Annotated in this window: 19 protein-coding genes and 1 pseudogene; 5 read left to right on the top strand and 15 right to left on the bottom strand. The window is 39.5% G+C overall.

Translation table 11 applies throughout. The features are described 5' to 3' along the window. Nucleotides 1-476: 476 nt before the first annotated feature. Both F564_RS0118250 and F564_RS0118255 read right to left on the bottom strand, forming a co-directional pair. Nucleotides 477-1523 (bottom strand): ligase-associated DNA damage response exonuclease, encoded by a 1047-nt coding sequence (locus F564_RS0118250; protein WP_028123828.1) that lies wholly within the window; start codon nt 1521-1523, stop codon nt 477-479. 132 nt (nt 1524-1655) lie between these two features. Beyond that, complete coding sequence (locus F564_RS0118255) at nt 1656-2162, bottom strand: pyridoxamine 5'-phosphate oxidase family protein (RefSeq protein ID WP_028123829.1); 507 nt, start codon at nt 2160-2162, stop codon at nt 1656-1658. Nucleotides 2163-2335: 173 nt separating this feature from the next. Between F564_RS0118255 and ku the strand changes: the two genes are divergently transcribed. Together ku and ligD are read left to right on the top strand one after the other, a co-directional pair. Further along, entirely contained in the window at nt 2336-3115 is a 780-nt protein-coding gene (gene ku / locus F564_RS0118265; RefSeq protein WP_028123830.1) for a non-homologous end joining protein Ku, read from the top strand. Between the two features lie 79 nt (nt 3116-3194). After that, on the top strand, nt 3195-5735 hold the full coding sequence (gene ligD / locus F564_RS0118270) for a DNA ligase D (RefSeq protein ID WP_028123831.1): 2541 nt from the start codon (nt 3195-3197) through the stop codon (nt 5733-5735). Between the two features lie 67 nt (nt 5736-5802). Here the strand turns inward: ligD and F564_RS0118275 are convergent, their stop codons facing one another. Both F564_RS0118275 and F564_RS0118280 read right to left on the bottom strand, forming a co-directional pair. Beyond that, complete coding sequence (locus F564_RS0118275) at nt 5803-6561, bottom strand: SDR family NAD(P)-dependent oxidoreductase (RefSeq protein ID WP_185094344.1); 759 nt, start codon at nt 6559-6561, stop codon at nt 5803-5805. A gap of 97 nt (nt 6562-6658) precedes the next feature. Further along, entirely contained in the window at nt 6659-7588 is a 930-nt protein-coding gene (locus F564_RS0118280) for a helix-turn-helix domain-containing protein (RefSeq protein ID WP_028123833.1), read from the bottom strand. Between the two features lie 323 nt (nt 7589-7911). Here F564_RS0118280 and F564_RS0118285 point away from each other — a divergent pair, with 323 nt between their 5' ends. Beyond that, complete coding sequence (locus F564_RS0118285; protein WP_028123834.1) at nt 7912-8166, top strand: hypothetical protein; 255 nt, start codon at nt 7912-7914, stop codon at nt 8164-8166. 13 nt (nt 8167-8179) lie between these two features. Here F564_RS0118285 and F564_RS19755 read toward each other — a convergent pair. From F564_RS19755 to kduI, 10 genes and pseudogenes are all read right to left on the bottom strand, one after another. Continuing rightward, a pseudogene (locus F564_RS19755) lies at nt 8180-9101 on the bottom strand (glutaminase). A 174-nt stretch (nt 9102-9275) separates the two neighbouring features. Then, on the bottom strand, nt 9276-10889 hold the full coding sequence (locus tag F564_RS0118295) for a UxaA family hydrolase (protein ID WP_028123835.1): 1614 nt from the start codon (nt 10887-10889) through the stop codon (nt 9276-9278). A gap of 235 nt (nt 10890-11124) precedes the next feature. Further along, nucleotides 11125-12582 carry a tagaturonate reductase gene (locus tag F564_RS0118305; protein ID WP_028123836.1) on the bottom strand — a complete coding sequence of 486 codons (1458 nt, stop codon included), beginning with the start codon at nt 12580-12582 and terminating at the stop codon, nt 11125-11127. A 268-nt stretch (nt 12583-12850) separates the two neighbouring features. Then, complete coding sequence (locus F564_RS0118310; protein ID WP_028123837.1) at nt 12851-14290, bottom strand: MFS transporter; 1440 nt, start codon at nt 14288-14290, stop codon at nt 12851-12853. 34 nt (nt 14291-14324) lie between these two features. After that, on the bottom strand, nt 14325-14990 hold the full coding sequence (locus F564_RS0118315; protein ID WP_028123838.1) for a beta/alpha barrel domain-containing protein: 666 nt from the start codon (nt 14988-14990) through the stop codon (nt 14325-14327). Nucleotides 14991-15040: 50 nt separating this feature from the next. Then, a complete protein-coding gene (locus tag F564_RS0118320; RefSeq protein WP_028123839.1) occupies nt 15041-16045 on the bottom strand; it encodes a sugar kinase in 1005 nt (334 codons plus the stop codon). Between the two features lie 68 nt (nt 16046-16113). Continuing rightward, nucleotides 16114-16461, bottom strand: coding sequence for a cupin domain-containing protein (locus tag F564_RS0118325; protein WP_028123840.1), 348 nt, complete (start codon nt 16459-16461; stop codon nt 16114-16116). 366 nt (nt 16462-16827) lie between these two features. Next, the gene (gene uxaC, locus F564_RS0118330) at nt 16828-18231 is read right to left on the bottom strand and encodes a glucuronate isomerase (RefSeq protein WP_028123841.1); all 1404 of its coding nucleotides are present in this window, start codon (nt 18229-18231) and stop codon (nt 16828-16830) included. A 38-nt stretch (nt 18232-18269) separates the two neighbouring features. After that, a complete protein-coding gene (locus F564_RS0118335) occupies nt 18270-19055 on the bottom strand; it encodes a gluconate 5-dehydrogenase (RefSeq protein ID WP_028123842.1) in 786 nt (261 codons plus the stop codon). 2 nt (nt 19056-19057) lie between these two features. After that, the gene (gene kduI, locus F564_RS0118340) at nt 19058-19894 is read right to left on the bottom strand and encodes a 5-dehydro-4-deoxy-D-glucuronate isomerase (protein WP_028123843.1); all 837 of its coding nucleotides are present in this window, start codon (nt 19892-19894) and stop codon (nt 19058-19060) included. A gap of 771 nt (nt 19895-20665) precedes the next feature. Between kduI and F564_RS0118345 the strand changes: the two genes are divergently transcribed. Both F564_RS0118345 and F564_RS0118350 read left to right on the top strand, forming a co-directional pair. Beyond that, nucleotides 20666-23953 (top strand): SusC/RagA family TonB-linked outer membrane protein, encoded by a 3288-nt coding sequence (locus tag F564_RS0118345; protein ID WP_084406838.1) that lies wholly within the window; start codon nt 20666-20668, stop codon nt 23951-23953. A gap of 11 nt (nt 23954-23964) precedes the next feature. Continuing rightward, the gene (locus F564_RS0118350; RefSeq protein ID WP_028123845.1) at nt 23965-25785 is read left to right on the top strand and encodes a RagB/SusD family nutrient uptake outer membrane protein; all 1821 of its coding nucleotides are present in this window, start codon (nt 23965-23967) and stop codon (nt 25783-25785) included. Between the two features lie 211 nt (nt 25786-25996). Here F564_RS0118350 and F564_RS19760 read toward each other — a convergent pair. After that, nucleotides 25997-26223: transposase (locus F564_RS19760; protein WP_034982048.1), on the bottom strand; the 227-nt coding region annotated here is incomplete at its 5' end.

Genomic DNA, 26223 nt, shown 5'->3' on the forward strand with positions numbered 1-26223 from the left:
ATTCTGCTATTAACGGGTCGCTCCTACGGAGCTTTTTTTTATTAATCAATCATTTTGCTATTAACAGGTCGCTCCTACGGAGCTTTGATTTAATGACTAATCATTCTGTTATTAACGGGTCGCTCCTACGGAGCTTTTTTTTATTAATCAATGATTCTGCTATTAACAGGTCGCTCCTACGGAGCTTTGATTCAATGACGAATGATTCTGCTATTAACAGGTCGCTCCTACGGAGCTTTGATTTAATGACGAATCATTCTGTTATTAACAGGCCGCTCCTACGAAGCTTTGATTTAATGACGAATGATTCTGCTATTAACGGGTCGCTCCTACGGAGCTTTTTGTTATCAATCAATGATTCTGCTATTAACAGGTCGCTCCTACGGAGCTTTGATTTAATGACGAATGATTCTGCTATTAACGGGTCGCTCCTACGGAGCTTTTTAAGCATCTGATATTTGAAAAAATATATGAGGTCAATTCAGATCGGATTGTTCTTCATTTTTATTGTCTGTTACAACTTCCTTTTCTACTACTTCGTCATCGTCGTCACCATACAAAGTTTCCACGACATCAGATTTGATTCCGATTTCATTTAAATATTTAGAAAAAATCTCAGTTTGTCCGTGCGTGACGTGAACAATTTCGGCTTCTGTGGCTTTAATGGCTTGTAAAAGGCCTTTCCAGTCTGCGTGATCGCTCATCGGAAAACCAGCGTCCATACTTCTCCATCTTCTGGCACCGCGAACCTGCATCCATCCGGAACAAATTGCTGTTGCTGCATCCGGAATTTTTTTAATTACATTACTATCCAACAAAGCCGGTGGAACAATCACAATATCTCCTGCTACGTGTTTAATGCTTTCCCGGAAGTCGGGAACTTCATAATCGGGAAGCACGATTCCAACTTCTTCAAAGGCTTTATTGAGTTTTCCAATCGAGTAGTGAACGTGGATTTTCCCCATTCCTTCAACCGCTTTCATAATCCGTTGCGCTTTTCCCAAAGAATACCCTATGAAAACAGAAGTTTTTTGATTTTCCTGATTCCTTAAAACCCAATTTTGCAGTCTTTTATTTAAATCCGGAACTTCCAGCCAGTTGTAAATGGGAAGTCCGAAGGTGCTTTCAGTCACAAATTCATTACACTTTACCAGTTCGAAAGGTGTACTCAAACCATCATCCTGAACTTTGTAATCACCGGAAACTACGCTTACATAACCTTTGTATTCTAGACGAATCTGAGCCGAACCAATAATATGACCTGCCGGATGCATCGAAAGTTTCACACCATTAATGTCTAAAGTTTCACCATACTGTAAAGTTTGACATTCTATATCGGGAGAAATTCTTTGGAGTAAAATAGGTTTTGTAAAATGATGACAAAGATATTTTTTCATTCCCCAGCGGGCGTGATCAGCGTGCCCGTGGGTGATGACAGCATAGTCAACCGGTCGCCAAGGATCAATATAAAATTTCCCCTGCGGACAATAGATACCTTTGTTTGTAAATGTTATGAGTTTCAATAGTGCGATGATTAGAGTGTTTCTGATTATTCAAAAAGCTGACCAAATATTTTTCCGTAAGTCATACCGAAGGTAAAAAAAACTCCAACAAAGAACAGTCTTGTTGGAGATATTGTAAGATGAATGATCTGATTAGATTTTGGCATTGCCTTCTACGCCATCAGAATTATCAGTTTTGTTTCCGCTGATTGCGGCGGCTGCAAAGCTCAATAAACTAACCAATTTTCCGGCTTTTGTGTCCCAGTAGTAAGTTTCTTTCGGTTGCACTCGGATGATGGAAACATTCGGGTCGTCTTTTCCGTCGAACCAGGCATTGGCCATGGGCGACCATTTGTCTTCGATGGTGGATTGGTCTTTGTAAATATAGGCATCACCGAAGATCGAAAGATATTCGGAATTATTGTTGTTCATAAAGTAGAGCTGTACGCGGTTGTCTTCTTTGATTTCGAAATTCTTGTTGCTGGTTTCACTGCTGATGAACCACAGATTTCCGTTTTCATCTGTTTCCTGTAATCCCATTGGTCTGGAATTAACCGGTAATCTGTCCAGCTCTGTGCAAAACATACAGATTCTGGCTTTTTCTGATAGTTCTTTGATTTTCTTGATGGCTTCCTGACTTGTTAAATCTTGTGTCGACATACTATTTTGTTTTGTGATTAATTTTGTTTGATTGGTAATTCAGTTGCAAATAATGTGCTAAAGATTTGATGGGAATAATTAAAATAAATTTGAAACTGTTGATGATGGAATATTTATTGTTGGAGAACGGGCAATGATTATTCATTATTAATTTCAAAATTAAAAACTGAATTATGAGAGCAATATGGAACGGTGCTATTGGTTTTGGGCTCGTCAATATCCCAATCAAGTTATATTCTGCAACAGATGCAAGCACCTTGGATCTTGATATGCTGGACAGCAAAGATCTCAGTCATATCAAATTCAAACGTATCAATGAGAAAACCGGGAAAGAAGTGGTCTGGGAAGATATCGTGAAAGGCTATAAGATTGAGGACAAATATATTGTCCTGGATGATGATGATTTCTCTGCCGCAAGTCCGGAAAAATCAAAAGTTCTCAGTATTTCTCAGTTCGTGAAAGAAGATGAGATAGATCCCGCATTGTTTGAAACGCCGTATTTTCTTGAACCTCAGAAAAATGGGGAAGCGGCGTACAAATTATTGCTAAAATCATTAATGAAAACCAAAATGGCAGGCATTGGATCTTTTATTTTGAGAGAACGCGAAATCCTTTGTCTGATCCGCCCTTACGATGATAACATATTGATGGTGAATAGAATGCGATATCCTGAGGAAATGAGAAGTTATAAAGATCTGAAAATTCCTGCAGGGAGTAGTCCCAAACCGGATGAATTGAAAATGGCGGAGATGCTTATCAAATCGCTGGCAAGCACTTTTGATCCTTCCAAATACAAAGATACTTACCATGCTGACCTGCTGAAAATTATCAATCAGAAAGCGAAAGGTAAAAAAGTAAAATTAACCGAAACTAAAGAGCCGGAAGGTAAAACCACAGATTTGATGGCCATGCTGAAAGCCAGTCTGGAAGGTAAAAAGAAGAAAGCAGGATAAAATGGACAAGAAAAAAGGCAAAAGTTTTAGCATTTAGAATTGCAATCATTTATCATTAATAATTCATCATTTATAGATTATGGCACTCGAGGATTACAATCACAAACGGAATTTTAAAGAAACGACAGAACCGAATGGAAAGGTAAAAGCGAGCGGGGAAAAGTTGAAATTCGTGATACAGAGACATGCAGCGTCGCGATTGCATTATGATTTTCGACTGGAGATGGATGGTGTCCTGAAAAGTTGGGCCATTCCAAAAGGTCCGTCATTGAATCCTTCTGACAAACGTTTGGCGATGATGGTGGAAGATCATCCTTATGATTACAGAACCTTTGAAGGCTCGATTCCGAAAGGAAATTATGGCGCTGGAGAAGTGGAAATTTGGGATGAAGGCACATATGAACCTATTGAAAAAGTAAAAGGTAAAACCGATGACCTTGCGATGCGCGCCGAACTTCACAAACAATCTTTGAAGTTCATTCTTCACGGAAAGAAATTGAAAGGCGAGTTTGCATTGGTCAAAATTAAAAATCCCATGGAGGACAACGCGTGGCTGCTCATCAAACATAAAGACGATTTTGCGGTTTCCGAAGATTATGATGCTGAAGCGCACACTGCCAAAAATTCCAAAGTAACGGCTTATCTCACAGGTAAAGACAGTAAAAAAAAAAATACCGCCTCCGACGGCATAAAGCCGTTTAAAAATTACACACCTGCGCTTTCCGGCGAGAAAAAACTCTCGGAATTCATTAGGCCGATGTTGTGCAAGACCACCGATAAAGCCTTTGATGATGCGGACTGGGCTTTCGAAATAAAATGGGACGGTTACCGTGCCATTGCGGATTTGCGACACGATGACCTTGGCCTTTACTCCAGAAACGGTTTGGATTTTTCTCAGAAATTCAAAAAAGTGACCAATGCGCTGAAACTTCAGGAACACGAGATGATTCTCGATGGCGAGCTTGTTGCCTATGACGACAAGGGAAAACCAAATTTTCAGTGGCTTCAAAGAATTGGTGATCACTCTGATTTGGCTTTGATTTATCAGGTTTTTGATTTGCTTTGGCTGAACGGACACTCGACGGAAAAGCTCACCTATCTTCAACGCAAAGAACTTCTTAAAGACGCCTTGGTTCAAAATGAGATCATCCAGTTTTCTGATCATATTCTTAAAGATGGAAAAGCGTTTTTCCAAGCCGCAAATGATCTGGGTCTGGAAGGGATTGTGGCTAAGAAAACAGACAGCGTTTACAGAGAAAATATCAGAAGTTCTGAGTGGTTGAAAATCAAAATCAATCAAACAGATGAAGCGCTTATTTGTGGATTTACAGAACCGAAAGGCTCTCGGAACAAATTCGGATCCCTGATTCTCGGGAAATACCTTGATGGGGAAATGGTGTTCTGCGGACACACCGGAACGGGTTTTAATGAGAAAACTCTTGATGAGCTTCATCAATTAATGGAACCATTGGTTACAGAAAAATCAGTTTTCAAAATCACACCGAAAACCAATGCCAAAGCCACTTGGATAAGACCAGAGCTGGTTGCGGAAATTAAATTTACCGAAGTGACGAGAGATCATATTTACCGCCATCCGGTTTTTTTGAGGCTTCGGGAAGATGTGAAATCGGACGAGGTGGCTTTCAATTCTGAAAATAAACTAAAAAATGAAAAGGTGAAAAAAACCGAACCGAAGCACAGGACTGCAAACAATGAGCTCACCAAAAAAATTGGAAAGCAGGCGTTGAAATTGACGAATCAGAATAAGATCTATTTTCCTGATGGTGACGTCAGCAAAGGTGATGTGATCGATTATTACCAAAGCATTTCAAAATACATTCTGCCTTATCTGAGAAATAGGCCACAATCGATGAACCGTTTTCCGAACGGAATTAAAGGCTTGAGTTTTTACCAAAAAGATGCATCCGAAGAAACGCCAGATTGGATAGAAATCGAAAAAGTGTTCTCGGAAAGCAGTGATAAATACATCAATTACATCATTTGTAACGATAAGGAAACCTTGGCTTATCTCAACAATCTTGGCTGCATAGAGCTGAATGTCTGGACAAGCCGATTGCCAAAAGCCGATTTTCCCGATTACTTGGTTTTGGACCTTGACCCATCAGATGAGAACACATTTGAGGATGTGATAGAGACGGCGTTGGCGGTGAAAGAAGTTTTGGAGTCGGCAGGAATCAAAGCTGTTCCGAAGACTTCCGGAAGTTCCGGGATTCATATTTATATTCCGATGGGCGCCAAATATGATTACGATCAGGTGAAGGACTTTGGGCATTTGTTGATGCAAATGGTGCGGCAGAAATTGCCGGATTTGACCACTTTGGAAAGAAGTCTTCAGAAACGTGATAAGCAAAAAATCTATCTCGATTATCTTCAAAACCGCCGTGGACAGACACTCGCAAGTGTTTACAGCCTGCGTCCGAAAAACGGTGCGCCGGTATCAATGCCATTGGAATGGGAAGAAGTCAAAGCGGGACTGAAGCCGACAGATTTTAATATTCATAATGCCTTGGACAGATTGATAGAAAAAGGGGATCTGTTCAGGCCCATCCTTGGAAAAGGCATTGATATGTTGAAAGCGATTAAGAAACTAGAACAATAGAACAATACACAAAAAAAATCCCACGCAACCATTCGTGGTGTGGGATTTTGATGGATTGTAAATTCAGTTACAGCTTAAAACCACCGGAAACTTCGATTCTTTGACCGTTGATCCACTTGGATTCTTCTGAGCAAAGGAATGCCACCACACTTCCGATGTCATCCGGCAGACCAACTCTTCCCAAAGCAGTTTCCGAAGCCAAATGCTTGTTGATATCGGAAATATCACGCACAACACCGCCTCCAAAATCAGTTTCGATGGCACCCGGAGCGATAGAATTGACTCTTATTTTACGATATCCCAATTCCAATGCCTGATATCTGGATAGTGCATCAACAGCTGCTTTCATGGCGCCGTAAGCAGCATAGCCAGGCATAGAAAATCTTGCCAATCCAGAAGAAGTGTTCACAACGCTGCTAGCATCGTTCAGCAATGGTAATAATTTTTGAGTTAAAAAATAAGGTCCTTTGAAATGGATATTCGTCATTGCATCCAAAGTTTCTTCAGTCGTGGTTTCGAAACTTTCACTAAGTCCGATTCCCGCATTGTTGACCAATGCATCCAGTTTTGCAGAATAAAAATGAGTGTTCAAAATACTTTCCACTTCAGTCACAAAATGATCAAAACCTGTCGTTGTAGCAATGTCTAAGGGTAACGCAAAAGCTTTTTGCCCCAGAGTTTCTATTTCCTTTACAACTTCGTCTGCAGCTTCTTTTTTGGATTGATAAGTCAAGATGATATCAAATCCTTTTTTTGCTAATTGCAAAGCCGAATCTTTACCTAGTCCGCGACTTGCGCCAGTTACTAATGCTATTTTACTTGCCATTTTTATTCGTTTTAAATTAATGATACAAAGTTGAAAAATGATCGCATTCGCTTCTTTGCAAAAATCAAATTAAAATTTGCAAAAATCAAACAATTGCTTATTCACGAAAATGTTGGGGTGACTGCTGGCTGTATTTCTTGAAAAAGTTGGAAAAATGAGCGACTTCTTCAAATCCTAGTGTGAATGCAATCTCCGAAATATTCCATTGCGTTTGGGTCAGCAATATTTTGGCCTCCTGAAAAATGCGGCTTCCGATGATTTCTCCGGTGGTTTTGCCAGTCGTTTCTTTCAAGACTCTGTTGAGGTGGTTTACGTGAACGCCTAGAATGCCGGCAAAGTCTGCGGGCGTTTTCAGTTGCAGAAGTTGACTGATGTTCTCTATAGGAAACTGACGTTCGAGTAGTTCAATAAACAGGGTTGTGGTTCTGGAAGCGGCTGTTTTGTTATGTTCGAGGGGTTGGATCGGTTTTAATTTTTGCCCAAAATGGACCAATTCCATCACAAAATTTCTCAGCAGATCATATTTGTAAACATAATCAGACTTTATTTCATCGTGCATTTTCAGAAATACAGCTTCAAATTGCTGGAACTGATCTGTTGATATCTGGTAGATAAAATCGCTCTGATGTGAGAAAACCGGAATGTGATCCAGTTCCATTCCAATCTTGGAACTTGGGAGAAAATCCTTTGTGAAAACACAAAAGTGACCAGTCTGTTCCTTGCCAAGATTCGTGTAATTGTAAGGTATTTTCGGCGATGCAAAAAGAACAGCACAGTCCTCAATCTCAATGGTTTTGTCTGCATATTCTACTTTGTTTCGGCCCTTGATGAGACTTATTTTGTAATAAGTTCGTCTGTTGTAAGGCATTTCTGTTTTGGATTTGGCATTCCTAGAGATCTCAGTAATATCAAAAACATTGAAATGACCAATATCCTTGTGAATGTTTTCGTGAAGGAACTGATTGATATCAGGACAGGTTTCTCCCAGGATATCTTTGTAAAATTCTTTGATGGTAATAGAGCTCATTTTATTTGTAAAAATCAAAGGTACGGGTTTGTTTTTTATTTTCATTAATGATCACCGTGATAGGTGAATGGATGAATCCGAACAATTCAAATCATTCATATAAAAGATAAAAAATTGCTTACTGAGCGCAGTATTATCGGATTTTTTTTGCTTCAAAGGCAGCTTATGCGATTCCTTCTACCACATATATCGGAGCCTGGAACACAGGAGATTTCACTTACAGCGCACTCAGCAGAGTGTTTTGTATGGGATCAATTCGGTTTCTTTTTTTTTGCTTCCGGAAGCAAGATTGTTGAATTTTAATGTGAAGACAAGAACCTTTAATGAGAATTCTATTAAGTATTGATCCAAATCCAACAGCAGTCATTCTGAATGTTAAAACGCAGGATGTAGTTTTGGAAGTTTCGTTCTTCTATAGCATTGGGATACAGGTTGGTACTAAAGATATTAATGGTCAAATTAATGTCAATTCAGTTCTGAAAGCAAATGATGTCCTTAAGATTATCACAGATCAGGAGAAAATTCACCAAGAAACAATCTTTTTAATTTTAAACAGCAAGCCATCGTATTACGTTTAGATGGCTTTTTTTATTAAAAAATAGATTCTTCAGTTTCGGTAGTGAAAAGTTCCAGGAACTTCATTCCACGATAAGAATTGCCTTTAGGATTCAGTTTCGGACTCCAGACTGTGATCACATATCTGCCGGGAAATAATGCGGTGATTCCGCCACCAACACCGCTTTTTCCGGGAAGTCCTACGCGGAAAGAAAACTCTCCGGATTCATCATAGAAACCGCAAGTCTGCATAATGGCATTCACTCTTTTAGCTTGGCTTTTGGTCAGGATTTCTTTTTGGTCACAGACCTTTTGGCCACCATTGGCTAGAAAAGTAAAAGCATTGGATAGTTCCAAAGTTGTCATTTCTACGGAACAGATCAGGCTGTAAAGATGGAGGACTTCTTCAGGATCATTTTTAATGTTACCAAAAGACTTAATGAAGTGGCAAAGTGCTGCGTTTCGGTAACCGATTTTCAGTTCACTTTTTGCAACGGTTTGAGAATAGTTGATGGTTTCCGAGTCTGTAAGATCTCTCACGAAGGCCAAAAATTCTTTCTTAGGATCGTCAAACAGATCGATCAAAATATCAGAAACGACCAGCGCACCAGCGTTGAGAAAAGGATTTCTCGGAATACCGTTGTCAGATTCCAGTTGCACCAGAGAATTGAAGGGATTTCCCGATGGTTCTACATCTACACGTTCCCAGATCTTCTCATCCCATATCTCTGTAGACCAGGCAGAGTAGTAGAACTTTGGAAATACTCTGGATAGAAAATCTGGTTTGATGATCACCGTAGCTGTAGTTTTCTGCATTAATGAGTTGGATAGAAACAGCAAACTGATCCGGATCTACATTGGCAAGTTCCGGAATGTAAGACGCCACTTCGCCAGGATTTTCTTCATTTTTGATCTGATGAAAAATAGTCTCGATGATGGTCTGGTAATGATGATTCATTTTATAAATTAAGGTTTCCAAATGTATGAATTTGAGTAACTCATTGTCACTTATTTTAACGGAATTTCACTCTAACTTCTAACATCTAATTTCTAACATCTAACATCTAAACAAAAAAAAGAGCACTTTCCGAAAAAAAATGCCCTTTCATAAAAACCTTAAAAATTAAAAAAATTATAATGATACCCCGCGTTTCCAAGGGATAAACACATCCTGTTTCAATTGGTCTGCTTTTGTTTCTACGTTTCCGCTTGCCAGTTCAATGATGTAATCTACAATCTCCTCACCAACTTCCTGAATGCTTTTTTCGCCCGTGATCACGGTTCCGGCATTCACGTCTATGATATCCGCCATTTTGTTGATCAGTGCTGTATTGGAAGAGATTTTCACAACTGGAGCGATTGGATTTCCCATTGGATTTCCCAAACCTGTAGTGAACAAAACTACAGTTGCGCCTGCTCCTACCAAGCCTGTGGTGCATTCGGCATCGTTTCCTGGCGTGTTCAATAGATTTAAGCCTGGTTTCGAAATGTATTCGCCGTAATCCAAAACATCGACGATTGGCGCTGTTCCGCCTTTTTTGGAAGCACCTGCAGATTTCATCGCATCGGTAATCAAACCATCTTTGATATTTCCAGGAGAAGGGTTCATATCGAATCCAGAACCGGCATCCACCACAGATTTTTCGAAAGCTTTCATCAATGTTAAGAACTTGTCTGCTTTTTCCTCATCTACACATCGGTTCATCAATTCCTGCTCTACGCCGCACAATTCCGGGAACTCTGCCAAGATCGTTTTTCCGCCCAATGCGGCGAAGATATCGGAGACTATTCCCAAAGCCGGATTGGCAGATATGCCTGAGAATCCGTCAGATCCGCCACACTCCAGACCAATACTTATTTTTGAAACCGGCGCAGGCTGACGTTTGATCTTATTGGCTCTTTTAATCGCTTCAAAAGAATCTTTGATTACCATTTGGAACATTTTGTCAGTAGTCCCGATCTGCTGTTGCTCGAAGACCAAGATCTCTTTATCGCTGTTTGGACTCATTTCTTTCAAAGCATTTTGAAAAATATCAACCTGCAGATTTTGACATCCTAAGCTGAGAACCGTTGCGCCAGCTACATTCGGGTTGTTCACATAACCAGCAAGCAGTTTTGCCAACAGTTCAGAATCCTGTCGGATCCCGCCGCAACCACCTTGGTGATTGATAAATTTGACTTCGATATTATCCAGGATATTCTCATTTCGGGAATTGTCTACAACTTCTTCCACGCTTTTTTCTTCGATTAATGAGCGTAGGAAATTCTTGTAGGAAACTTCTTTTTGAGGTAACAATTCGTTTTCGAAAATGTCTTTCAGCTTCTCAATATTCTTGTTTTCACAAAATACCAATGGGAAGAATAACCATACATTTTTGGTTCCCACTTGACCATCAGAACGGTAATAGCCGTTGAAGGTTTTGTCTTTCCATCGATCTACATTGGGTGGCGTCCAATCCAGATCGCCAGTTTTTTTGAAAACGGGTTCACTCTGGTGCTTTACATTTTCTGTCGTGATGACTTCCCCTTTTTGGATGGTTTGATTGGCTTTCCCAACCATGACACCGTACATAACGATGTGATCGCCGTTTTCAAAATCTTCTCCGGCAAATTTATGTTTAGCTTGTGTATCCGTTAAAACATGGTAAGGCGTTCCGTCGAGATCAACGGTTTCGCCAGCGTAAAGATCCATCAGCGCAACCACGACGTTGTCTTTCGGATTTACTTTTAATACTTTTTTCATCATTTTTAAGTATTTTAAAAATTAATTGTTTGTCATTTAATAATTATTGGGGCAGCTTAATCCGCCTTCCACTCCCAATCTTTTTTGCGGACGATTTCCAATTCATTAGAAATTGATTGCACGCAAAAAAGGATTTCCGTTCAAGTCGGGCTGCGGATTTGTAAATTCTTTCACATCGTCAGAGTGATAGAAATTTATCAACTTTTGTCAGGCTGAGGCTCTCGAAGCCAAATAAAGACTATTGAATGAAATTCTTATATCCTTGTTCGATTCCATTAGCATCTATTTCTTTCAAGGCTTTTGTGACAGAATCCAGTAATCCCGGAACTTCTGTAAGATCTGTATCCCAGAAGCTCTTTTCGGATAAGGTGGCTCTCGCTACTTCTCCAAGATCGTTGGTTGACCAGATTGCTTTGAATCTCTCCAAAACAGGCACATCATCCATCACTGGAAGCGTTTTCCCGTGGAATTCCCCTTGGTAGAATCTGATCAATGCCGCTAGAGAAAACGTCAAATTGCTTGGTAATTCTTTTTTATCTTCAACATATTGCAACAGACTTGGCAACACTCTCACTTTGAATTTGGCAACCGAGTTCAGCGCAATACTGGAAAGCTGATGCTTCAAAAATGGATTTCTGAATCTGTCAAAAACTTCCTCAGCGAAAGCCGTCAATTCTTCTTTTGGAAGGTCGAGTGTCGGGATGATCTCATTGTAAACTGTATCAGAAATGAATTTGCCGGCAAATTCTGCATCGATGGCTTCTTTCACCGTTTCTTTACCGTCCAGGATAGAGAATGCCAACATTGCGGTGTGAGCGCCGTTCAGGATTCTTACTTTTCTGGTTCTGTATGGCGTGATGTCTTTTACGATCATAACCTGATCATCTATTTTATCAAACGGAATCAAAGCTTTCAATTTGTCGTCACCTTCTATCACCCAAAGCAGGAATGCTTCGCAGACGACCATTAAGTTGTCTTCGTATGCGAATTGAGCTTCGTATTCCTCTTTTTCTTCTCTGGGATATCCAGGAACAATTCTGTCCACCAGGGTGCTGTGGAAAAAGTTGCTGTTTTCTACCCAAGCCGAGAAACCTTCTTCAAGATTCCATAATTCTGCATATTGAAGGATGTATTTTTTTAATGTCAATCCATTATTCTCGATCAATTCACAAGGAATGATGTGAAGACCTTTGTCCTCGGCACCATTGAAATGTTTGAATCTTTCGTAAAGTAAAGCCGTTACTTTTGCAGGGAAATTCTTGTGAGGTCCAGCTTCAATTGTCGCGTCAGACTCGTCAAAAGCAATTCCGGCTTCTGTTGTGTTTGATAAGATGAACTGAAGCTCTTCACCTTTTGCCAGATCAAGATATTCCTGATAATTGGCGTAGGGACTTAATGATCTTTGGATCGCAGAAATCACGCGTTGATCATCTACAATTTGGCCTTTTTTCACACCTCTTACGAAAAGTGTGTACAGGTTGTTTTGTTCCTCCAGCATCTCTACAAGTCCGCCGACAGTGGGCTGAACTACGGTTACACCAGCGTTGAAGCCCGCTTCTTTGTTCATTTTATCAATCAGATAATCAACGAATGCACGCAGGAAGTTGCCTTCTCCGAATTGTAAAAATTTTATAGGAAGTTTCTCAGTCAGACCTGAGTTTTCACGATTAAGTTTTTCTTTTGTTTGATATTCCATTTCTTTATTCTTTAAATTTTAATAAACTTTGTGAAAGTTCTATTTTTAATGTCAACTGTTGTTTTGAACACTAAGTCCACAAAGTCTTTTTTATTACGGTGTTTTAAGGTTTACAGAGCCGCTTTGCTTATGTAAGCTTTCTTTTATTCGAATCACTCGCAGCCCGACTTATCTCTTCTTTTCTATTTTTTCATTTGAATCATCGAACCACTTCGTTAGGTTTGAGAGTGGAAGGCGGAAAAGCTGCCCAAATCGTTCTTGTTACTATTTATAAATCCGTCACTGGTTTGTAAACCGGCACTAGTGATTTCATTACCACCCAACCGATCAGGTAAACCACGGCACAGATTGAAAATATAATGAAGTAACCAGCTTCTTCTCCCTTGAAGGCCATAAACTCCATCTGCGTAGTTCCTGCAAAATCAAATAAAACGCCTGATCCTTTATTGATGATCAATGACCCGATTCCACCCGCCATTCCACCGATTCCGGTGATCGTTGCGATGGCTTTTTTCGGGAACATATCCCCAACTGTTGACATGATATTTGCTGACCAAGCCTGATGACCTGCTCCTGCAATACCAATAATAATTACAGGTAACCAGAAAGAATAACTTCCTAAAGGTTGAGCAATCAGTGCTAATAATGGGAAAAATGCGAAGATTAACATCGCTTTCATTCTGCCGGCGTAAGGGTCCATTCCTTTTTTATTGATGAAATAGGATGGCAACCAACCGCCGATGATCGATAATAATGTGATCGTGTAAAGGACGAAAATAGCTGCCTGACCAACGCTGTCATTGGATTTGATGCCATAGACGGAGCTGAGATAAGCCGGTGTCCAGAACATATAAAACCACCAAACGCCGTCTGTCATAAACTTTCCAAATGTAAACGCCCAAGTCTGTTTGTATTTGAAGCATTGTGCGAATGATACTTTTTTGTCTTTATCCGCTTCCTCTTCCAGACCGTGATCCTGCTGGATGTACTGTAATTCGGAAACACTCATTTTCCTGTTGTGTTCCGGTTTTTTATAGATGAATACCCAAAATCCCATCCATACAAATCCCAAAATTCCGATGATGATGAATGACATTTCCCAACCATAACGTTCAGCAATTCTTGGAATGATCAAAGGTGCAGACAAAGCACCAACAGCTGCACCAGCATTGAAGATACTGGTTGCGAAAGCCCTGTCTTTTTTAGGGAAATATTCTGCTGTGGTTTTGATAGCGGCAGGGAAATTACCCGCTTCACCAACAGCCAAAACGAAACGAGCAAAAATGAAAAGCAGCACACTTGTACTTCCTACCAAAGCCACATTATCTACAGTTTTAATCAGTTCTTTTGATTCTTCGAAGCCTACAAACCAATTTCCTGTCAGGATTCCTGATGCTGCAATGCCGCAATAGGCGTGTAAACAAGCACCAACAGACCAAATTCCAATTGCCCAAAGGAAACCTTTCTTCGTATCCATAAAATCCACAAACTTCCCAGCGAACAGCATACTCACCGCGTAGAAAATGGAGAATAATGCGGTGATGTTACCATAATCATTATTGTTCCAATGAAACTCTGGCTGGATAAAATCTTTCCAAGTCAGAGAAAGCACCTGTCTGTCCAGATAATTGATACTTGTTGCTGCAAAGAGAAGGGCACAAATTCCCCATCTGTAATTGGTTTGCTTAGGCATTACGGTTTGATTCATTTTAAAATGGTTTGGCTTGTTTGTGTTTTTGATTTTAAGACGCTTTTATCGATTTGATGATCTCTAAAACCCTGATTGTTTCATTCTCTATGGTTGCGTAATCTTTTGCCGCCATCAGTTCTTTGCTGACCAATTTGCTTCCCATCCCAACGGCAGAAACGCCCGCTTTGAACCAGCTTTCGATACTTTCTTTTGTCGTATCAACGCCGCCGGTTGGCATAAATTTCAGATTGGGGAAAACATCTTTTATTGCGCTCATAAATCCTGCTCCCATTGCATTGCCGGGGAATAACTTGATGAATGTGACGCCTGCAGCTTCCGCAGTGATGATTTCCGTTGGGGTCATACAACCCGGGCTGTAAAGCAAATGTTTTGAGATCAAAAATTCTGCAACTTCCTGTACAAATCCTGGGCTGATAAAGAAATCTGCGCCCGCTTTTTCGTAATCTTCCGCTTGTTTTAGATTTTTTATCGTTCCGATTCCAAGAAGCATTTCCGGCATTTCTGTGTTTCTAAGTGCTACCATTTTGGTAAAGTTGCTCAATGCAAATTCACCTCTGCTTGTATATTCTACAGCGCGGATTCCGGCTTTGTAAAGTGCTTTCAGTATATCGAGAGTGACCGTTTCGTCTGCGTTGTAATACAAAGGCAAAATCCCTTGATTAATAATGGCATTGGTGACTAGTTGAATTTTTGTCATTTTATATTTTTTTTTAAGCCAATTGCTAAAAGCCAATGGTCAGTAGCTTTTTATCTTTTTATTCTTCCGCCTTTGTCACCATTCATCACATCCAAAATATCGGAAGCGCTGCAATGGTTGATGTCGCCAGGAACCGTGTGTTTGATGGCGCAAGCGGCGTTTCCGAACTGAAGTGCGGTTTCATCATCGAAGTTTAATAAACCGTAAATCAAACCTGCTGCGAAAGCATCTCCAGTTCCGATTCTGTCTACCACTTGAAGGATCTCGATGGGTTCAGATTCGAAGTACGTTTCGTTGGACCAAGCTCTTCCTTGGGTTTCCTGTGTACTTGCGCTGGTGCCAACTCTTACTTTGTCAAATATCTTTTTGATGGAAGGCATTTGTTTCTGAAATTCTTCACAAGCTTCGATAAAGCTTTCTTTGTCAGACGAGAATTTGGTTCCGATGATCTCGTTGATTTCATTCACGCCACCGATGAAAATAGTGGAGTAGGACACTAATTCTTTCAAAACTTCGAAGCCTTCTTTTCCGTATTTCCAAAGGTTGGAACGGTAAGCTGGGTCAGCAGTGATCTCGATTCCTTTTTCGTTGGCAGATTGCAAACCTTTCTTCAGAGCGATGTAAGCACTTTCTGAAATTCCCGGAGAGATCCCTGTCCAGTGCAAATAGTCTGCACCTTCCAAAGCTTTGTCCCAATCGATTTGCTTTGGATTGATGTTCGCAAAAGAACCATTCAATCGGTTGTATGCGATTCTGGAAGCACGAACCGACGAACCAACTTCCAGAAAATACAATCCCAAAGGATGCTCGTTTTTTGTAATGTGAGTGGTGTCAATTCCATAACTTTTGATAGACGCCAATGCGGATTCTCCCACGAAATCATTGGAGACAACGCTCACGTGTTTTACGTCACAACCCATTGTCGCAAGCGATGCCGCAACGTTGAGTTCTGTGCCTCCGAAAAAGAATTCCATCTCGTTGCTTTGCTTCATCATCCTGTTGTTGGCAGGTGACAATCGCATAATCACTTCTCCAAAGCTTACTACTTTGCCCATTAATTTATTTTTTTATTGAAAATCAGTTTTTCCCCAACCCCAAAAGGGAGCATGATTCTATTTTTTTATTATTTGATAAAATCTTCTCTGTGCGGGCTGAAAACATCAACCAAAATGCCGTCTTCCAGACATTCTACACCGTGAACGACGTTGGAAGGAACGAAGAACGAATCGCCTTTTTTCAGGAGCGAAATTTCTTCTCCAATATTCACCTCGAACCGTCCTTCTGCAACATAAGTGACCTGGATGTGCGGATGTTTGTGCTTGTAACCAATGCCGCCTTTTTTGAAACGAACGTTGACCATCATTACAGAATCGTCGTAACCAACGATTTGGCGGTCTATGTATTCATCTATTTTTTTCCATTCTGTGGAATCGCATTTGTAGAATATTTTTGAGGTTTGTTCTGTTTTCATTTTTTTTAATTTTAACGCAAAGTCGCAAAGGTTGATTTGCAATTCGTTGTTTTTAAGTCGCAAAGTCCTTCGACTCCGCTCAGGATGACATTTCTAATACTAACTGTTTCAATTTTCATTCTAATGACGAATCACTCGCAGCCCGACTTATCTCTTGTTTTCTATTTTTTCATTTGAATCGATGAACCACTTCGTTAGGTTTGAGCGGAAATCCTTTTTTGCCTGACTTAACGTTCTATTTAAACTGAAATCGTTGTGCAAAAAAGATTGACTTCGTCGAACCACTTCGTTAGGTTTGGGAGCGGAAGGCGGAAATAGCGGCCCAAATCTTTATTTTATTTCCTTCGAGAGCCTCAGGATGACAATTTAAAAACTGAAATAGTCTTTTGCATTGTTATAACAGATGTCTGAAACTATTTTTCCAACGAGGTCCATATCTTCCGGAAGTTCACCAGATTCGATTTCATTTCCTAACAGGTTACACAAAACTCTGCGGAAATATTCGTGTCTTGGGAAGGAAAGGAAGCTTCTGGAATCGGTTAACATCCCAACGAATGTGCTGATCAATCCCATATTGGAAAGGGCATTCAGTTGTTTTTCCATTCCGTCTTTCTGGTCCAAAAACCACCATCCGGAACCGAATTGTACTTTTCCTTTGACAGATCCGTCATTGAAATTTCCGATCAAGGTTGCTATAATTTCGTTGTCGGCAGGATTCAGATTGTAGATGATTGTTTTGGTTAATTTATCTTTGGAATCCAATGTGTTAAGGAATTTGGAAAGGTTGACCGCCTGAACGAAATCGCCAATAGAATCCCAACCTGTATCGGGTCCCAGAACTTTCAACATTCTTGCATTATTGTTTCTCAAAGCACCCAAATGATACTGCTGAACCCAAGCTAATGAATGGTAAGTTTCTCCTAAAAACAACAAAATCGCAGTTTTGAATTGCTCGATCTGATGTGCTGTTAAAGTTTCGCCTTTTCTCTTAGTCTCGAAAATCGAATTGATCTCTGAATCTGTGAACGTTTCGAAAGATATATTGTTCAATCCGTGGTCACATAATCTGCAACCGTTTTCGTGAAAAAATTGAATTCTTTTGGTTAAAGCATCTTGCAAATCTTGGTAAGAATTGATCTCGATGCCTGCAGATTCGCTTAATTGATTGATGTAAGCATTATAATCCTCGTTGTCAATCAAAATGGCTTTGTCCGGACGGAATGCCGTGCTCACCGTGATTCCGATGTTGTTTTTCTTGATTGTCTGATGGTATTCTAAAGTGTCAATCGGATCTTCTGTGGTACAAACCGTTTCCACGTTTCTCATTTTCAACAAGCCGTGAACAGATTTTTCCGGTGTCTGAAGTTGAGCTGATACATTGTCGTAAACCTGGTCTGCATTTTTCTCATTAAGCAAATCATAAACATCAAAATATCTTGCCAATTCCAAATGTGTCCAGTGGAACAAAGGATTTCTCAAAGTATTCGGAACTGTTTTTGCCCAGGCTGCGAATTTTTCTTTGTCAGAAGCATCTCCGGTGATGAATTTTTCGTTCTCGCCCATTGTTCTCATCGCTCTCCATTTGTAATGGTCGCCACCGATCCAGACCTGAGTGATGTTCTCAAACTGACGGTTTTCCGCGATCTCTTTTGGAGGCAAATGGTTGTGGTAATCGATGATTGGCTGTTTTTCTGCAAAATTGAAATACAACTCTTCAGCGAATCTATTCTTTAATAAAAATGTATCTGTGATGAAATGTTTTGTACTCATAAGACTAATAGATGATAGACTGATAGATGATAGACTTATTATTCGTTGGAAGGTTTTCCGATGGTTGCCAGGATTCCGCCATCAACATAGATGATTTGTCCGTTGATGAACTGGCTTGCTTCTGAGGCTAGGAAAATGGCGGTTCCTGCAAGATCTTCGGGATTTCCCCAACGGCCTTCTGGCGTTCTGCTGATGATAAATTCGTTGAAAGGATTGCCGTCCACTCGGATTGGTTCTGTCTGAGACGTTGCAAAATAGCCAGGACCGATTCCGTTCACCTGAATATTATGTTTTGCCCATTCTGTCGCCAGATTTTTGGTGAGCATTTTCAAACCGCCTTTTGCAGAAGCATAAGCCACAACGTTGTCACGACCCAATTCGCTCATCATAGAGCAGATGTTGATGATCTTTCCAGATCTTCGTTTGATCATATTTCTCGCCACCAATTGCGACATAATGAAAGGTCCTGTGAGATCTACATCGATCACTTTTCGGAAATCAGAAACCTCCATTTCCAAAGCTGGAACTCTTTTGATGATTCCTGCATTATTAATAAGGATATCGATTTGTTTATGATTGGCTTCGATTTCTGCAACTTTTTCGGCAGCAATGTTTTCATCGGTCACATCAAAAATATAGCCTGTTGCTTTGTAGCCTTTTGATTGATAATATTTGATAGCTTCTTCCAATTTGGCTGGTGTAGTGCTGGTCACCACAAGTTCTGCACCTGCTGATCCCAAACCTTCTGCCATTGCCAAACCTAAACCGTGCGTTCCACCGGTGATAAGAGCTACTTTTCCAGTTAAGTCAAATAAATTTGTCATCATTATTTTAATTCGTCAGTTTTTACAGCATCCATATCGCTGTAGTCCATATTTTCTCCTGCCATTCCCCAAATAAAGCTGTACTTGGACGTCCCAACGCCAGAGTGGATAGACCATTCTGGAGAGATCACTGCATCTCTGTTTTTCAGGAAAATGTGACGTGTTTCAGTGGGCTGACCCATAAAATGAGAAACGGTTTGACCTTCTTCCAAATCAAAGTAGAAATAAGCTTCCATTCTTCTGGTGTGCGTGTGAGAAGGCATTGTGTTCCAAACGCTTCCTATATGTAATTCTGTCATTCCCATTTGAAGCTGACAAGTTTCCAGAACGCTGTTTACAATTAATTTATTGATGGTTCTTCTGTTCGCATATTTTGCATCGCCTAGTTCTACGATTTCAGCTTCTGTTTTTGTAATTTTCTTAGTTGGAAAAGCGTGATGAGCTGGCGCAGAATTGATATAAAAATAAGGTTGTTCGCCATTCGAGGCTTCGAAAGTCACTACTTTGTTTCCTTTTCCTATATATAAAGCCTCTTTATTATTAAGTTCGTAAACTGTTCCGTCAACAGTCACTTTTCCTTTTCCGCCAACATTGATGATGCCTAATTCTCGTCTTTCGAGGAAATAGGCTGCTTTCAGATCTTCGGTAGTTTCTAGTATTAACGCTTTGTCAGTTGGCATTACTCCACCAACGATTAAGCGATCATACATTGTGTACACCAATTTGATCTGATTTTGCACGAATAGATCATTGATAAGAAATTCTCTTCGAAGGTCTTCTGTGGTGTAATTTTTGGCATCGTTCGGATGATGTGCGTATCGGAATTCTGATTGAGTCATTTTAATCGGTATAATGTGAATAAATAATTAACATTGTGTAATCGATTGCATTGGTGATTGCAAGAATTGGCACAACAAATAATTTTTGTAAATATAAATATAAATTCTATCTGCAACAGAAAAAATACAATAAAAATTTAAAGATTTAAAAATGAGTATTTTATGGATGTATAGCTGTGGTTTTAATGTGCAAATGCCTATTTTTTATGTGGTCAACTTTACCGATAAAACGGCATTATGTAGAATTTTTCACGAGTGGCTGTTTTCCTATGGAGACCATCAATTACCGATCTTTTGTAGTTTTAATGGTTTGATATACATTTGGTTATGATAATAAAATAAATTTTTCTGGTCAATGATCCTTTTGCTGACTTTTTAATCAAAAAAAAATGAATTTTGGGACATTTTGTATGCTTAGGTTAATTTTTGGTTAATCAAAGGGCTGATGATCTTTCAATTTGCTGATTTAAATCAAGAGGATATGGTGTTAAATTAGTCATAGCGGGAATTATTTTTTTTGTTATGATTGGATGTGTAAACAATTGTAAATTAAATAATTATTGTTGTTTTTGATAGCGATGATTGGATGATTTGACCGTGATATTGTTGAAAAATAATTTTTTTTTATTTGCCAATTAAAAAATAATCTTAGTTTAGTCGAGCTAATAAATAGTTTAAAAATAAGTGCAATCGATTGCATTTTTCACAGCAAATGTTCTGATACGATACAGAAGTAAAAAATATGACTAATTATAAAACTAAAAAATATCTATGAGTGTTTTAAAACTAGGTATTCAAAGTGCTTTTATTAAAACGACGATTGCATCTGTCTTTTTACTGCCTGCATTTGGTTTAGCTCAAGAGTTGATCAAAGTGTCCGGTAAAATTACTTCCGAGCAAAACAAGCCTATACAGGATGTAGAAATTACGGTAAGAAATTCTAAGTTTTCTACAATGACAAACAAGTCCGGACAGTATGAGCTCAATGTCCCGAAAAATGCAACGCTCGTGATACGTTCCAAAGGATTTGAAGCACAGGAGGTGGAAGTGAATGGGAAAACGGTCATTAATCTTGCGTTAGCAAAATATGACGGTAACAAAGAAAGGAACATTGATGAAGTGGTATTGGTTGGATACACAAGCGTTTCTAAAAAAGATGTTACCAACTCCATTTCTTCTGTAAAAGGAGAGCAGTTGGCAGATATGCCCGTCAACAGTGCTGCAGAAGCTATACAAGGCAGAATGGCAGGTGTACAGGTTACTTTTGGTGAAGGTTCTCCGGGATCTGACCCGGAAATTAAAGTGAGAGGTGGCACATCTATCACGCAGGATAATGCACCGCTGTATATCGTGGACGGAATCCAGATGGATAATGCTTTGTCTCTTATCTCGCCTAAAGAAATAGAATCGATCGAGGTGCTGAAAGATGCATCTTCCACTTCTATCTATGGTGCAAGAGGAGCTAATGGTGTGGTACTGATCACTACAAAAAGTGGTCGTAAAAACACAAAAACTGTGGTGAATTACAATGGCTACACAGGAGTTCGTACTATTGCAAAAGCATTGGATGTGATGAATCCTTATGAGTTTGTACAATATCAGTATGAACTTTATAACAAAGACGGTTACCAGGATTTGGTAGACAAATTTGTTAGTTTGTACGGATCTTATCAGCCCGTCAAAAATGATAAAGGTGATATCATAGATGCCGGAATAGAAAAGTACAGAACCATACAGAACAGAGATTGGCAGGAAGAGGTTTTTGGCAAAGAAGCATTCAACTTCACACATAACCTGAGTATCTCCGGAGGTAATTCCAATTCTGCCTTCACATTGTCACTCAATCACGTGGAGGAAGACGGGATTATGATCAATTCTGGCTACAAAAGAAATATGGCCAATTTTAAATATGATTTTGATATCAGTAAAAAATTAAAAGTTGGCGTGACCGCAAGATACAGCCAGACGTTTATCAACGGTGCCGGAACTGCCACAGCAGGTTCTCAGGGAACAAACAGACTTAGAAACGTTATCCGATACAGACCTTTTGAAAATGGAACCAGTGCAGGAGCAGGATCTGACGAATTTGCAACTGACGATTTTGCAGCGACCAATCTTGTAAATCCGGTATTGCTTTCTAACAACGAGATCAAGTACAACAATACAGATAACTTATTCCTGAATGGTGTTATCACCTATAATATCACCAAGGATTTGACTTTCAAAAGTGTTGTAGGATATGTACAGAATGATCAGGAAATCCAGCAGTTTTCCGGTCCTAAAACATACCTTTCTAGAATCAATGCAGATTTGTCCGTTGTGCAATTAACTAGCAATCAGTCCAGAAGGATTACCAATACCAATACTTTAAACTACAAAAAGAAATTTGCAAACAGCAAGTTAGATTTATTATTAGGTCAGGAAATTGTACAAACAGATGGGAATAAAACTGATATGACAATCAGATATATGCCCACATCTATGAATGCAAATCAAGCTTTTGCTAATATTATTCTTGCAACTCCGCCAGAAGGATTGAGACAGGATGCGCCGTATGCAGGCGTACTGCCTCCATCAAGGTTGGCATCATTCTTTGCCAGAGCCAATTATATTTACAATAACAAATATATAGCAACAGTTTCTATCAGAAGAGATGGATCCAACTCTTTTGGTCCAGCTAACAGATGGGCAAATTTCCCATCAGCATCATTGGCCTGGAAAATTGGTGAAGAAAACTTCCTGAAAGATTCCAAAATGGTAAATGATTTGAAACTGCGTATCGGTTACGGACAATCCGGTAATGATAGAATTGCCTCATTCACTTATGATACTTTCTATAACCCTTCCAGCCAATATGGTTACACAGCAGGAACAGGTATCATCACCGGAGCTGCGCCTGTGAACATTGCGGGAAACCGTAATATTAAATGGGAGGCTACAGTTTCGAAAAATGTAGGTTTAGATTTTTCAATTTTCAACAGCAAAGTTTATGGTTCTATCGATGCATATATTACGGATACCAAAGATCTTTTGTTATTAGCGAAATTCCCTCAGACATCTGGTTATGAATATCAATATCAGAATTCCGGGAAAACTCAGAACAAAGGTTTGGAATTTACTTTAGGAGCAATCGTTGTAAACAATGACAACTTCAATTGGAAAACAGATTTTAATATCTCTGCAAACAAAAACATCATCAAAAGTTTAGGATCTTTGACGCAGTCTGGAACGGATTATTATCTGCAACCTTCCGGATGGGTCAACAACTTATTTGATTTCAAGGTACAGATTAATCAGCCAGTTGGGATGTTCTACGGATACGTCACCGAGGGCCGATATGAGATCAGCGATTTTGATTTTAATCCTGCAAACAACACCTACAAATTAAAGGCAGGAATCCCAAGCACTAGTTCTGTAGCATTAGGAAACAAAGCAGCACAGCCAGGAGATTTGAAATTGAGAGATCTAAACGCAGACGGCATCATTGATACCAAAGATCAAACCGATCTTGGGAATGCGCAGCCGAAGTTCTATGGCGGATTCAATCAGACTTTTAAATACAAAGGTTTTGATATGAGTTTGTTCTTCAACTTCTCTGTGGGTAACAAGGTTTACAATGCCAACAAACTGGAGTTTACAACCAAATATCAGTACACAGATCAAAATATGCTGGCAGAGATGGCAAACCGTTGGAAATGGTTTGATGGCGATGTGAAGATTACGGACCCAACAGCACTCGCCGCACTTAACGCCGATACAACAATGTGGACACCAACAGGTGGTAATTACTTCTTGCATTCGTACGCAATCGAGGACGGCTCTTTCTTGCGGCTGAACAACGTAACCATTGGCTATTCATTGCCAAAAGATGCTTTGTCTATGCTGGGAATCAGTAATTTAAGATTGTACGCTACAGCAAACAACGTTTTTACAATTACCGGTTATTCAGGTTATGATCCAGAGGTAAGTACCAGAAAAAGCACACTGACGCCCGCTGTGGATTACGCAGCGTTTCCACGAAGCAGATTTTTTTTAACAGGTGTTGATATAACTTTTTAATTCAAAAAAAAATGAAACTTAACAGATTAATTTCAATTCTAAGTTCTTTAATCATATTCTTGACACTCACTTCTTGTGAAGATTTCCTGGATGCAGAAAATATTTCTAATTCTAATGAACAACAACAGTTTGATAGTACAGCAGATACATTCACAGCATTGATAGGCGTTTACAATCAGGTCATTGGGGATGATGGCTATGGGCAAAGGCTTAATTTGTATTACCCTCAGTCGGCTGATGACTTCAAAACCTCAGGTGATTTCAACTGTAATGACAGAAGAGGGCTCAGTACTTATGGTACTTGTACTTCCAATCCAGATCTGAACAAGCCTTTCCTCAAATTATACTCTGGTATAGAAAGAGCAAATCTTGTGATTAAGAATATTCCTTTATCTCCCGTGTATCAGAATGGTTCTGTGGCAGATAGAAAATTGATGGACAGGTATTTGGGAGAAGCCTACACTCTGAGAGCACAATTCTATTATGATCTGATCAAAAACTGGGGCGATGTGCCTATGCAATTGGTGCCGTCATCTGATTTGGAAACAGTTTATCTTCCGAAAACAGATAGAGATGTGATCTACGAACAGATGATCGCTGATCTTGCGACTGCATCCAATTTGGTTCCGTGGAGATCAGAAAGCGCAGCAAGTAATACGAGAATTACAAAAGCGGCTGTAAAAGGACTTAGAGCTAGAATTGCCTTGGCTAGAGCTGGCTATTCTTTGAGAAGAGAACCAAGAATCATGGCTAGAGGATCCAACCCGCAGGTCTATTATAAAATCGCCTATGACGAATGCAAAGACATCATCAATAAAGCAGGAGAACACAGTTTGAACTACAGCTTCGAAGCCGTTTTCCGAGCCTTGCACGACAATACAGAAGATGCAGCACACGAAGTGATATTCGCTGTCGGTGCCTTTGGTGGTAACGCTGCAACAGACAGCAAGATTGGCTATTACAATGGGATGAGACACAGTGATAATTCTTCCTGGAAAAGTAGTGGTGGGATCAATGCTATTCCGGTTTATTTCTACGAATTCGGAAAATACGATGTTAGAAGAGATCTTACGGTAGCATCAATGCAGATTAATGATGCAAACCAGGCAATCCTTTCTACAGGGGTTTTATGTACCGATGGAAAATTCAGGAAATCCTGGAGCAATGTGACGGGAACTGCGCAGAATCTTGCGATAGACTGGCCAATGATCCGTTTTTCGGATATTCTTCTGATGTTTGCAGAAGCTGACAACGAGATCAACGGTGCACCATCTGCAGACGCAGTCAATGCAGTGAAACTGGTAAGAAACCGTGCATACGCAGGAAATCTTGCCGAAGCAGGAACTATCCCAACAGACAAAACAGGTTTTTTCAATTACATCGTTCACGAGAGATTGTTAGAATTTGGAGGAGAAGGTCTTAGAAAATATGATCTGATCCGTTGGAATCTTTTGGCAACAAAAATCGCTGAAACCAGACAAAAACTGTCACAATTTCTAAATGCAACCGGTCAATATGCAAATGTACCTTCTTATTTGTATTATAAAGATTCACCTTACGACAAAACAAAAACTGCGCAGGCAGCACTTAATGCAATAGATATTTATGCACCTGCCGGAGTGAGTAGAGCAGATGTTTATTATACACCATCTCCTGCAGCGCCATCAGGTTACAAAGTCCTTAACTGGAGAGCGGCAATGACTGCCACTTATATCAATGATCCTCTAAAAGGATATGCTCAATATTTTGAAGCTAACAGAAAAGAACTGTTCCCGATCTATGATGATATCATCTTATCGAACTATAATCTGAAACAGGATTACGGTTACTAGGAATAGCATTCTTATCCACTTGAATTTTTAAGTTTTTATATTTTTAATTTTTTTTGAAGATTCACTCTATCAGGGTTTTAAAGCCCTGTTAGAGCTGATTCTAAGACCGCCGTAGGCTTTAATCAAAAAAATAAGAGCATCAGTATGTAAAATTAGATAATGAAAATAGGTTCGTAGAAGAAAAATACCAATTATAACTCGTAGTGCATTATCAAACTAATGCAATTTTAATATTATTCATTTTTCTATTAAATACAAAAACATTTACAAATTGAATGAAAGTTAATGCTGTTATTTTGCTCAATATCCTTGTTTTAAAACCTTCAAATGATTTTGCGTAGTTGTTTCTGATTTTAAATTGGTCACAAAGCTGAGAGAATAATGTCTCTATTCTTTTTCTCGATTTTCTGAAAATATATTTTTGTTTTTGATAATTTT

Origin of the sequence: Epilithonimonas tenax DSM 16811 (genome assembly GCF_000428485.1) — a bacterium.
GTDB lineage: Bacteria > Bacteroidota > Bacteroidia > Flavobacteriales > Weeksellaceae > Epilithonimonas > Epilithonimonas tenax.

Bases quoted from the DNA above. Each gene is read 5' to 3' on its own strand.
- F564_RS0118255 (WP_028123829.1), bottom strand. From the start codon at position 2,162: ATGTCGACACAAGATTTAACAAGTCAGGAAGCCATCAAGAAAATCAAA.
- F564_RS0118315 (WP_028123838.1), bottom strand. From the start codon at position 14,990: ATGACAAAAATTCAACTAGTCACCAATGCCATTATTAATCAAGGGATT.
- kduI (WP_028123843.1), bottom strand. From the start codon at position 19,894: ATGACTCAATCAGAATTCCGATACGCACATCATCCGAACGATGCCAAA.
- F564_RS0118295 (WP_028123835.1), bottom strand. From the start codon at position 10,889: ATGATGAAAAAAGTATTAAAAGTAAATCCGAAAGACAACGTCGTGGTT.
- F564_RS0118280 (WP_028123833.1), bottom strand. From the start codon at position 7,588: ATGAGCTCTATTACCATCAAAGAATTTTACAAAGATATCCTGGGAGAA.
- F564_RS0118285 (WP_028123834.1), top strand. From the start codon at position 7,912: ATGAGAATTCTATTAAGTATTGATCCAAATCCAACAGCAGTCATTCTG.
- F564_RS0118305 (WP_028123836.1), bottom strand. From the start codon at position 12,582: ATGGAATATCAAACAAAAGAAAAACTTAATCGTGAAAACTCAGGTCTG.
- F564_RS0118310 (WP_028123837.1), bottom strand. From the start codon at position 14,290: ATGAATCAAACCGTAATGCCTAAGCAAACCAATTACAGATGGGGAATT.
- ligD (WP_028123831.1), top strand. From the start codon at position 3,195: ATGGCACTCGAGGATTACAATCACAAACGGAATTTTAAAGAAACGACA.
- F564_RS0118320 (WP_028123839.1), bottom strand. From the start codon at position 16,045: ATGGGCAAAGTAGTAAGCTTTGGAGAAGTGATTATGCGATTGTCACCT.
- F564_RS0118275 (WP_185094344.1), bottom strand. From the start codon at position 6,561: ATGGCAAGTAAAATAGCATTAGTAACTGGCGCAAGTCGCGGACTAGGT.
- F564_RS0118350 (WP_028123845.1), top strand. From the start codon at position 23,965: ATGAAACTTAACAGATTAATTTCAATTCTAAGTTCTTTAATCATATTC.
- F564_RS0118345 (WP_084406838.1), top strand. From the start codon at position 20,666: ATGAGTGTTTTAAAACTAGGTATTCAAAGTGCTTTTATTAAAACGACG.
- F564_RS0118335 (WP_028123842.1), bottom strand. From the start codon at position 19,055: ATGACAAATTTATTTGACTTAACTGGAAAAGTAGCTCTTATCACCGGT.
- uxaC (WP_028123841.1), bottom strand. From the start codon at position 18,231: ATGAGTACAAAACATTTCATCACAGATACATTTTTATTAAAGAATAGA.
- ku (WP_028123830.1), top strand. From the start codon at position 2,336: ATGAGAGCAATATGGAACGGTGCTATTGGTTTTGGGCTCGTCAATATC.
- F564_RS0118325 (WP_028123840.1), bottom strand. From the start codon at position 16,461: ATGAAAACAGAACAAACCTCAAAAATATTCTACAAATGCGATTCCACA.